The organism is Streptomyces boluensis (assembly GCF_009908195.1).
GTDB lineage: Bacteria > Actinomycetota > Actinomycetes > Streptomycetales > Streptomycetaceae > Streptomyces > Streptomyces boluensis.
Map to the genome: position 1 here is coordinate 1 of NZ_JAAAHS010000343.1, position 8,389 is coordinate 8,389.

Genomic DNA, 8,389 nt, shown 5'->3' on the forward strand with positions numbered 1-8,389 from the left:
CCCGGACCCCCGCTCCTCAAACGCCGGAGGGGCTGATAAGTCAGCCGCGCGGGTCAGGGAAGGACGAACCCCCGTACCTCGACCTCCGCCACCCCCGTGACCACGTCGACGACCAGCTCGCCCTCCGGCGCCGGGTACACCTTCTCCGTCAGCATCGCCCGCTCGTCGAGGAACGCCTCGACCAGCGGTCCGTCGACGAGGACGCGCAGGTGGGCCGTCGTCCCCGCGGGCACCGTCGCGATCGCCTCGGGGGTGCGCGGCTTGGGGTGCGTGGCTGTGGCCGGGGCGCCGCGGCGGTCCAGGACGAGCGTGCCGCGGGTGGGGTTGACGCGCAGCGACAGGTTCGGGCCGAGTCCGAGGGCGACCTCGGTGTCGGGTTGCGCGACGGTCACGTCGAGCTCGATGTCGTACGCCGCGGGCAGCTCCATACCCGGCGCGAGCGGTGCGCCGCGCAGGCCGGTCAACTCCCTTGCGGGGGCGAGCCGCAGGGCGCCGTCGGCGTGGACGCCGAGCTCGCGCGGGTGGGTGAGACAGCCCGCCCAGCCCGCCGCGACCGACTCGTCCTCGGTGCGTGACTCCCAGCTCCAGCCCCACACCAGGGTGCGGTCGTCCTCGACGAGCGCGGTGGGCGCGTAGAAGTCCCGGCCGTGGTCGAGCATGCCGCCGCCGGCGGGTACAAAGCTCAACCCCTCGCCCTGGGTGCGCAGTTCACCGGTCAGGTACGCGGTGGAGTACGTGATGTCGTCGATCCACAGCGAGAGCAGCAGCACCCAGCGCCCGTCACCGGCCGGTACGAGCGCGGGGCACTCCCAGGCGGTTGCGGGTCCGGCGACGCGGGCCGCGACAGGGTCGGTGGCGTCGATGAGGGAACCGGCGTAGGTCCACTCGGTGAGGCTGTCGACGCGGTAGAGCAGCACGTCGCCGGTGCCGGTGGCGCGGTGTCCGGCGCCGACGACGGCCCAGCGGCGACCTTCGTGGGTGAAGAGGAACGGGTCGCGGAAGGCGTTCAGGTCGAGCTCCGGCGGCGGGCCGGGGACGACGGGTTCGGGTTCGGCCTTGAGCTCGTCGAGGGAGTCGTCGGTGGCGCGGGCCAGCATGACCGAGCCGATGCCGTCGTGCCGGTCCATGCCGGTGTAGACGGCGGTGGGCACGCCGTCCTCGACGACCGCGCAGCCGGACCAGGCCCCGAGCCCGTCGCGGCCGCCGGGTGTGGGCGCGAGGGCGATGCCGTGGTCGGTCCAGCGCACCAGGTCGGGGCTGGAGGCGTGGCCCCAGTGGATGTCACCCCAGACGGCCGCGCCGGGGTTGTGCTGGAAGAACAGGTGGTAGCGCCCCGCGTGGAAGACCGGCCCGTTGGGGTCGTTGCACCACTGCCCCGCCGCGGGCCGCACGTGGTGACGGGGGAGATTCCTGTCGGCCATGTCGCTGTCACTTCCTCGTCCTGGAACTCTTCGTCGAACCCTTGCCTTTCGGAACCTAACACGTGATAGTTGTGCCGCCCTAGCACGTGTTAGGGATGGCCCCGGATCTCACGGATCGGGCCCACGGAATGACACATTCCGACTTCCGGCATCATGAGCGGGCATCGCGCGGGACACCGCGGTGCCCGCGCGCAAGGGAGCGCCATGACGACGCAGAGCCGTACGGCTTCGCCCACCGCGACGACAGCAGAGCCGGGGAAGAGCAGGCGCCGCCTGAACTTCTCGCTGATCAGCGCGGCCCTCTTCATGTTTTTCGTGACCTGGTCCCTGTCCTGGTCACTCTTCTCCATCTGGCTCACCCAGGACATCGGCCTGAGCGCCGGCCGCAGCTCCCTGGTGATCAGCGCCAACGCCATCGGCTGCCTGGTCACCATGCCGATCTACGGCTTCCTCCAGGACCGGCTGGGCCTGCGCAAGAACCTGCTGTACTGGATCGGCGGCCTGATGCTGATGGTCGGCCCCATGTACATCTACGTGTACGGGCCGCTGCTCAAGGCACAGTTCGCGCTCGGCCTCGTGGTCGGCTCGGTGTACCTGGCGATGGCCTTCGCGGTCGCGGTCGCGACCCTGGAGAGCTACGCCGAGCGGCTCGGCCGCTTCCACGGCTTCGAGTTCGGCCGGGCCCGGATGTTCGGCTCGCTCGGCTGGGCCGCGGCGACGTTCTTCGCGGGACGACTCTTCAACATCGACCCGTCCCTCAACTTCTGGGCGGCGTCCGGCAGTGCGGCGGTCTTCGTACTGCTGCTCGTCGCGATCCGGGTGTCCGACGGCCGCCGCGCCGCCGCCGTCGACCAGGCCGCCGCCACGGTGTCCTTCGCCGACGTGAAGTCACTGCTTCGCTACCCCGCGTTCTGGGGCCTGCTCCTCTTTGTGGTCGCGGTCACCGCCACGTACAACACGTACGACGCGATGTTCCCGTCCTACTTCGCCTCCCTGTTCTCGACCACGGCCGAGGGCAACCGGATGTACAGCGACCTGAACTCCGTGCAGGTCTTCCTGGAGGCGGGCGGGATGGCGCTCGCGCCGTTCCTGGTGAACAAGCTCGGCCCGAAGAAGTCGCTGCTCGTCTCCGGCTGCGTCATGGCCACCCGGATCTTCCTGTCCGGCCTGGTCACGGACCCGACTCTGATCTCCGCGGTGAAGCTGCTGCACGCGGTCGAGCTGCCGATCATGCTCATCGCGATCTTCAAGTACATCAACCGGCACTTCGAGCCGCGGCTCTCGTCCTCGATCTACCTGGTCGGCTTCCAGCTCGCGACCCAGGTCGGCGCCGCGGTCATCTCCCCGCTCGCGGGCATCGGCTACGACAGCGTGGGCTACGCCCCGACGTACCTGATCATGTCCGCCTGCGTGGCCGCGTTCACGGCGATCTCGGTGTGGACGCTGCGGCCGGACGGGAAGGGGTTGCCGGAGTCCGCCCCGAGCCTCGACACGGCGGTGGCGGCGGAGCCGGCGAAGGTCTGAGCCGGTCACCGTCCGAGGACGCCTCGGACGTCACGCGTGGAGGGGGCGCCCGTTTTCGCGGGTGGCCCCTCCACGCGTCTCCGGCCTGGGTTCAGTCCTCGCGGAGCCGCTCCGCCCGGCCGGCGAACCAACCGGCCCGTACGACCTCGGCGTTGCCGTCGAGCGCGGCGGCCGCCATGGTCAGCGCGTCCGCCGCGGTGCGCCGGTCACCTGGCAGGGCCCGCGCCGCCTCCGCCAGGGCCGGGGCCGCCGGGGCTTGGGACGCTCCGGCCTTCCGCAGGGCCGCCGAGGCACGGTCGGCGGTGGCGGCGCACTGGTCGTGGCTGTCGTCGCACCAGTACGCCCAGGCGAGGTTGAGGAGGCAGACGCCCTCCGCGCGCGGGTTCTCCATCAGCGAGGCCTCGTGGAACGCCTCCTTCAGCACCTCGACCGCCCGCTCCGCACGCTCCAGGCCGATCAGGCCGAGCCCCTGCGCGTTCAGCGCGTACGCGACAGCCTCCTGACTGTCCGCGGCGCGGTAGGCGCGGGCCGTCTCGGCGCCGGATTCGACGGTCTCCTGCCAGCGGTCGAGAGTGAGCAGCGCGATCGTACGGGCGTTGCCCGCGCGGGCCTCGGTGAGCGGGTCGCCGCTCGACCGGGCCGCGGCCATGAGCCGGTCGGCGATGTCGAGGGCTTCCGCACCGTCGCCTCGGTAGCTGTACGTGAGGCTGAGGGAGAGGAGGGTGTGCTCCTCGCGTTCGGTGTCGCCCAGTTCGTGCGCGAGGTCGGCGGCGCGGGCAAGTGTCGTGACCACGGCGTCGAGGTCGCCGATCTGCCGCTGGGCGTCACCGAGGCCGAACAGCGCGTTCTGCAGCGCGGACCGGTCGCCGAGCCGCTCGGCGAGGTCGGCCGCCTGCGCGAACAGGTCGACGGCCTGTTCCATCGGACCCGCGCTGAGCCGGGCGTGCCCGTAGGCGGCGAGGTGCGCGAGCCGCACCTGCTCGTCCTCGATGTGCCCGTCGACGGCGAGGTGCATGGCGACGGCGGCGAGCACCGAACCGTGCCAGACCAGCCACTCACTGATGTCGCACAGCACCCGCGCGGCGCCGTCGTGGTCGTCGGCGCGCACGAGGTGGTCGAACTGTCTGCGCTGGGGTTCGAGGTCGTCCCAGGTCCGCCACTCCTCGCGCGGCTGTCCTTCGCGTGCGTACCAGGACGCGATCTGTCGCTCCACCGACTGCCTCCCGAACGGTCCGTGCTGGGGAAACTCTTCGTAGGCGAGGTCCGCGTCCAGGGGGTGCAGGGCGAGCGTGCGACTCGTCCGGTCCGCCGAGACGAGATGGACGCGGACCAGCTGTGCGAGGGCGGGCCGCACCCGCAGCTGTGGGTCGAGCTTTCCGACGATGTCCTCGACGGCCCGCTGCGCCACGGGGGTGCGCAGCGCGGCGAGCACGCCGAGGACCGCGCGCGGCTCCTGGTCGAGGCGGCTCTGCCGGGCGTGCGCGAGAGCGGCGACGACGTCGTGGCGACGGGTGAAGTCCGCCAGGACTTCCTGCAGCGTGGGCAGGAACACCGAGTCGTCGGCGACCGCCCCGACGAGGAGTTCGAGGGCGCGCGGCACACCGTGGACGCGTACGGCGGCCTGGAGCAGTTCGTCGTCGGACAGGCCCGCTATGCCGAGGCTGCCGTCCCCGTCGAGTTCACGGAGCAGGACGACCGCTTCGGCCGGGCCGAGGCCTTCGGAGACCTCCACCTGGGCGGCGAACCGGCGCAGTTCGGGCTTGAGGCGTACCGGGACCTGGCTGGTCATCAGGAGCCGGGGAGCGTTCTGCGCTCTGCACAGGTAGTCGACGAACACGTCGAGGTCGGGGTCGGCGATGCTGCCGTCGTCGTGGAGGAGGTCCTCCAGGTTGTCGAGGAGGATGACGATCAGGCGCTCGCCGATGGCCTCGAAGAGTTCGCCAAGCCGCTCGGGCGCGGTGCCGCCCGCCGACCACGTGTCGCGCAGCCGTGTCTCCTCTTCGGGGCCGAGCAGTCGGGCGCAGTCGAAGTAGAGGCGTTCCAGGGAGATCCCGGACGTGCGGCTGGAGATGTTGACGAGGCCGTACGGGAGCGGGCCCCGTACGGGTCCTGGCCAGTCGCCGCGTTCGATGAGGTCCATGACCTTGGCGGCGAGGGCGCTCTTTCCGATGCCGCGGCGGCCGGTGACGGTGACCATGCGGACGGCCGGGTTCGTCAAGTGCCCGGCGATCTCGTCGCGTTCACGTGTGCGGTTCTTGAACAGCTCGATGCCGTAGGCGACGGGCACGCCGACGACGCGCACGCCTCCTGCCGGGTCGCCCGGCACCGCGAGCGGCGCACCGGTGGGGTCGGGCATGCCCAGGAGCCGTACGAGTTCGGCACGGGAGTCGGTCCTGAGCCGGCGCAGCACCTGGTCGAACCGGACGGCGGAGAGCCGTCCCAGGCCCTCGGCCCGATGGTGCTCGGCGACGACGCCGATGATGTGTTCGCCCGCCCACACGGCGGCGCCGGACATGCCCGACCACGGCGACACGTTCTTGTCCGGGTCGGCGCCGGGAGGGTCGACCACCAACTCCAGCTTGCCTTCCCGGAGATTGGAGAGCCCCGCGGTCCTGCCGAGCGCGACGACCTGGTCGCGGAAGACCCGTCCGCCGGACGTGCGCTGCTTGTACAGCGGGAATCCGGCGGTGTGCACCTCGACCACGGAGTGCTGGTCCTCGGGGATCCGCCCGAAGCGGACCGGCTCCACGGTGGGGGCGGCCTGCGCAGGCACGGTGACGGTGAGCACCGCCAGATCGTGTTCCTCGTCCGCCCAGGAGACGACGGCCGGAGCGGTCCACTCACCCGGCCGGTCGGCGTCGCAGCGGACGCGTAACTCGGTGGCTCCCGCGACGACATGGGCCGCGGTGAGGAAGGCGTTTGTGTTGATCCGGTACCCGGATCCGCGTCGTCCGCCCTTGGCGCCGCTGACGATGATCTCCGCGATCCGGTGCGGGTCGAGTCCGGCCCCGGCGGCCGTCGGGTCAGTCCTCATCGGGCAGTTCGGCGCCCGAGATCAGCGCCGGTTGCTCTGGGGTGTCGGCGGTGACGGGCAGCAGGCTGAGCGTGATGCGCTGGGTGGTGAGGTGTGCGGTGCGGGCCGAGGCGCCCGCCTCGACCACCCAGAACTTGACCTTGCCGCCGGGCTCCTTGCTCCGCTCCACGACCACGGTCAGCTCGAGTTCGAGGCGCTCCGCCCGGAAGCGGAGTCCGGCGCCCTCACCGTCGGCCATCGCCTGGCCGATCTCGCTTCTCAACTGGGCGATCATGTCCGCCAGTTCCACCGCGTTCTCCACCTGCGGCCCCCCGTCCAGACCCGTTCCGAGTGCGTGCTGCGGCGATCATACCCACGCCGAAGCGGGCCTCACGGGGCCTGTGGACAACGGTACTTGGGGGCGTACCGCAGCAGCACCACATCGCCGATGGGGCGGGCTTCGAGCAGTTCCATACGGGCTCGGGGGCCGTCCGGGTACGCGGCAGGGCCGAGGAACGGCGGTGCTCCGCCCTGGCCTATCAGCAACGGGGCGACGACGAACTGGAGTTCATCGGCCAGGTCCAGTGCGAGCAGCTGGGTGTGCACGATGCCGCCGCCCTCGACGAGCAGCCTGCGCACCCCGCGCCGCCCGAGTTCGTCGAGGGCGCGGCCCCAGTCGAGTGCGGGTCCGGTGCTGACCACGTCGGCGAGAGCGCCGACCGTGCGCCGGGCCTCGTGTTCCGCGGCGTCGACCGTGAGGACCAGCTTGTCACCGCCGCAGTGCCAGAACCGTGCGCCTGCGTCGAGTTCGGCGGTTCCGGTGACGGTGACCTTCAGCGGGTGCTCGGGCCTTCCTTCCGCGATCCGTCGCGCTCGCCGTTCGGCGCTGCGCACCAGCAGCCGCGGGTCGTCCTTGCGCAGGGTGTTGGCGCCGACGAGCACGGCATCGGCGGCGGCGCGTTCCTGGTCGACGCGGTCGAGGTCGAGTTCGTTGGAGAGTACGAGCCGGTCCCGGGCGGTGTCGTCGAGTCTGCCGTCGACGGACACGGCGGCGGAGAGCAGCACGTACGGGCGTATGACCATGTCCGGCGGCTCAGAGTTCGCGGTGGTAGCCGGCCCAGGCGATGTGCGACTCGTGCAGCTGGACGGTGATCCCGGTGAGACCGCGCGCCCCGGCGCCGAGGGCACCCTCGTGGACGCGGGCGGCGAGGCGGTCCGCGACCACCTTGGCGAGGAACTCGGTGGTGGTGTTGATGCCGGCGAAGTCGGGGTCGTCGTCGAGGTTCCGGTAGGAGAGGGCCCCGACGATGCCGCGCAGCTCGGTGGCCGCGAGCGCCATGTCGACGACTATGTTGTCGGCGTCCAGCTCCGGGCGCTGGAACGTCGCGTCGACCAGGTACGTCGCCCCGTGCAAGCCCTGCGCGGGCCCGAAGACCTCACCTCTCAGACTGTGGGCGATCATGAGGTGCTCGCGGACCGTGACGGTGAACAAGTCGGCTCCGTAGGGTGGTTGACGGTTGTGCGCTCGGTGCGGGGTGGCTCAGGCAGGGTCGTAGCGGATCCGGTGACAGAGGCCCGGCAGCCGGTTCGCGGCGATCTCGGCCATGACGTGCGGCAGTTCCTCGAAGCGGGACTCACCCGTGATGAGCGCGTCGAAGACCGGGTCGGCGAGGAGTTCGAGGGCGATGCGGAGCCGGTCTGCGAGGGTGTGCCGCCCACGCCGGGACGGCGGCACGGCGCCCACCTGGCTGCTGCGGACGGTCAGCCGCCGGGAGTGGAAGTGCTCACCGAGCGGAAGGCTCACCGGCCGGTCGCCGTACCAGCTGAGATCGACCACGGAGCCCTCGGGGGCGAGGAGTTCGAGGGATCGTACGAGTCCGTCCTGGGTGGCGCTGGCATGGAACACCACGTCACGGTCGCCCACGGCCTCCGCGGGCCGTGCGAAGGTCAGCCCGAGCGCCTCGGCAAGGTCCGCGCGGGCCGGATCGGTGTCGACGAGCTGCACCCGGAGGCCGGGGAACCGGGACAGCAGAGCGGCCACACACGATCCGACGAGCCCGGCACCGACCACGGCGATACGGTCACCGATGCGTGGGGGCGCGTCCCACAGGGCGTTGAGCGCCGTCTCGACGGTCCCGGCGAGCACGGCCCGTTCCGGCGGGACATTCTCGGGTACGGGAGTGACGGCGGCGGCCGGAACGGTGAAGCGGTCCTGGTGCGGGTACAGCGAGAACACGGTACGACCGGTCAACTCGGGTGGGCCCGCCTCGACTTGGCCGACATTGAGGTAGCCGTACTTGACCGGCCCGGGGAAGTCGCCCTCCTGGAAGGGCGCCCGCATGGCGGCGTACTGACTGGCGGGCACCCGACCGTTGAAGACCAGCGATTCCGTGCCCCGGCTCACCGCCGAGTAGAGCGTCCGGACCAGGAC

At 71.4% G+C, this 8,389-nt stretch carries 7 protein-coding genes; 1 reads left to right on the forward strand and 6 read right to left on the reverse strand.

The window, feature by feature from the left end:
- Positions 1 to 53: 53 nt before the first annotated feature.
- Positions 54 to 1,421 carry a glycoside hydrolase family 32 protein gene (locus GUY60_RS30065; RefSeq protein WP_161703477.1) on the reverse strand — a complete coding sequence of 456 codons (1,368 nt, stop codon included), beginning with the start codon at positions 1,419 to 1,421 and terminating at the stop codon, positions 54 to 56.
- 204 nt (positions 1,422 to 1,625) lie between these two features.
- Here GUY60_RS30065 and GUY60_RS30070 point away from each other — a divergent pair, with 204 nt between their 5' ends.
- The gene (locus GUY60_RS30070; protein ID WP_161703479.1) at positions 1,626 to 2,945 is read left to right on the forward strand and encodes an oligosaccharide MFS transporter; all 1,320 of its coding nucleotides are present in this window, start codon (positions 1,626 to 1,628) and stop codon (positions 2,943 to 2,945) included.
- 91 nt (positions 2,946 to 3,036) lie between these two features.
- On the opposite strand, the gene GUY60_RS30075 is transcribed toward GUY60_RS30070, so the two are convergent.
- The 5 genes from GUY60_RS30075 to GUY60_RS30095 form a co-directional block, all read right to left on the reverse strand.
- Positions 3,037 to 5,979 (reverse strand): trypsin-like peptidase domain-containing protein, encoded by a 2,943-nt coding sequence (locus tag GUY60_RS30075; RefSeq protein ID WP_161703481.1) that lies wholly within the window; start codon positions 5,977 to 5,979, stop codon positions 3,037 to 3,039.
- Complete coding sequence (locus GUY60_RS30080; protein ID WP_161703483.1) at positions 5,969 to 6,280, reverse strand: trypco2 family protein; 312 nt, start codon at positions 6,278 to 6,280, stop codon at positions 5,969 to 5,971. Before GUY60_RS30080 ends, GUY60_RS30075 begins: the two co-directional genes overlap by 11 nt.
- Before the next feature lie 68 nt (positions 6,281 to 6,348).
- Positions 6,349 to 7,041, reverse strand: a complete 693-nt coding sequence (locus GUY60_RS30085; RefSeq protein WP_161703485.1) for a RibD family protein — start codon at positions 7,039 to 7,041, stop codon at positions 6,349 to 6,351.
- 10 nt (positions 7,042 to 7,051) lie between these two features.
- Positions 7,052 to 7,450 (reverse strand): 6-pyruvoyl trahydropterin synthase family protein, encoded by a 399-nt coding sequence (locus tag GUY60_RS30090; protein ID WP_161703487.1) that lies wholly within the window; start codon positions 7,448 to 7,450, stop codon positions 7,052 to 7,054.
- 48 nt (positions 7,451 to 7,498) lie between these two features.
- Positions 7,499 to 8,389 (reverse strand): zinc-dependent alcohol dehydrogenase (locus tag GUY60_RS30095; RefSeq protein WP_246235820.1); only part of this gene is annotated, 891 nt, incomplete at its 5' end.

Excerpts from the sequence above, each read along its gene's own strand:
- GUY60_RS30085 (WP_161703485.1), bottom strand. The coding sequence starts at position 7,041 with ATGGTCATACGCCCGTACGTGCTGCTCTCCGCCGCCGTGTCCGTCGAC.
- GUY60_RS30070 (WP_161703479.1), top strand. The coding sequence starts at position 1,626 with ATGACGACGCAGAGCCGTACGGCTTCGCCCACCGCGACGACAGCAGAG.
- GUY60_RS30075 (WP_161703481.1), bottom strand. The coding sequence starts at position 5,979 with ATGAGGACTGACCCGACGGCCGCCGGGGCCGGACTCGACCCGCACCGG.
- GUY60_RS30065 (WP_161703477.1), bottom strand. The coding sequence starts at position 1,421 with ATGGCCGACAGGAATCTCCCCCGTCACCACGTGCGGCCCGCGGCGGGG.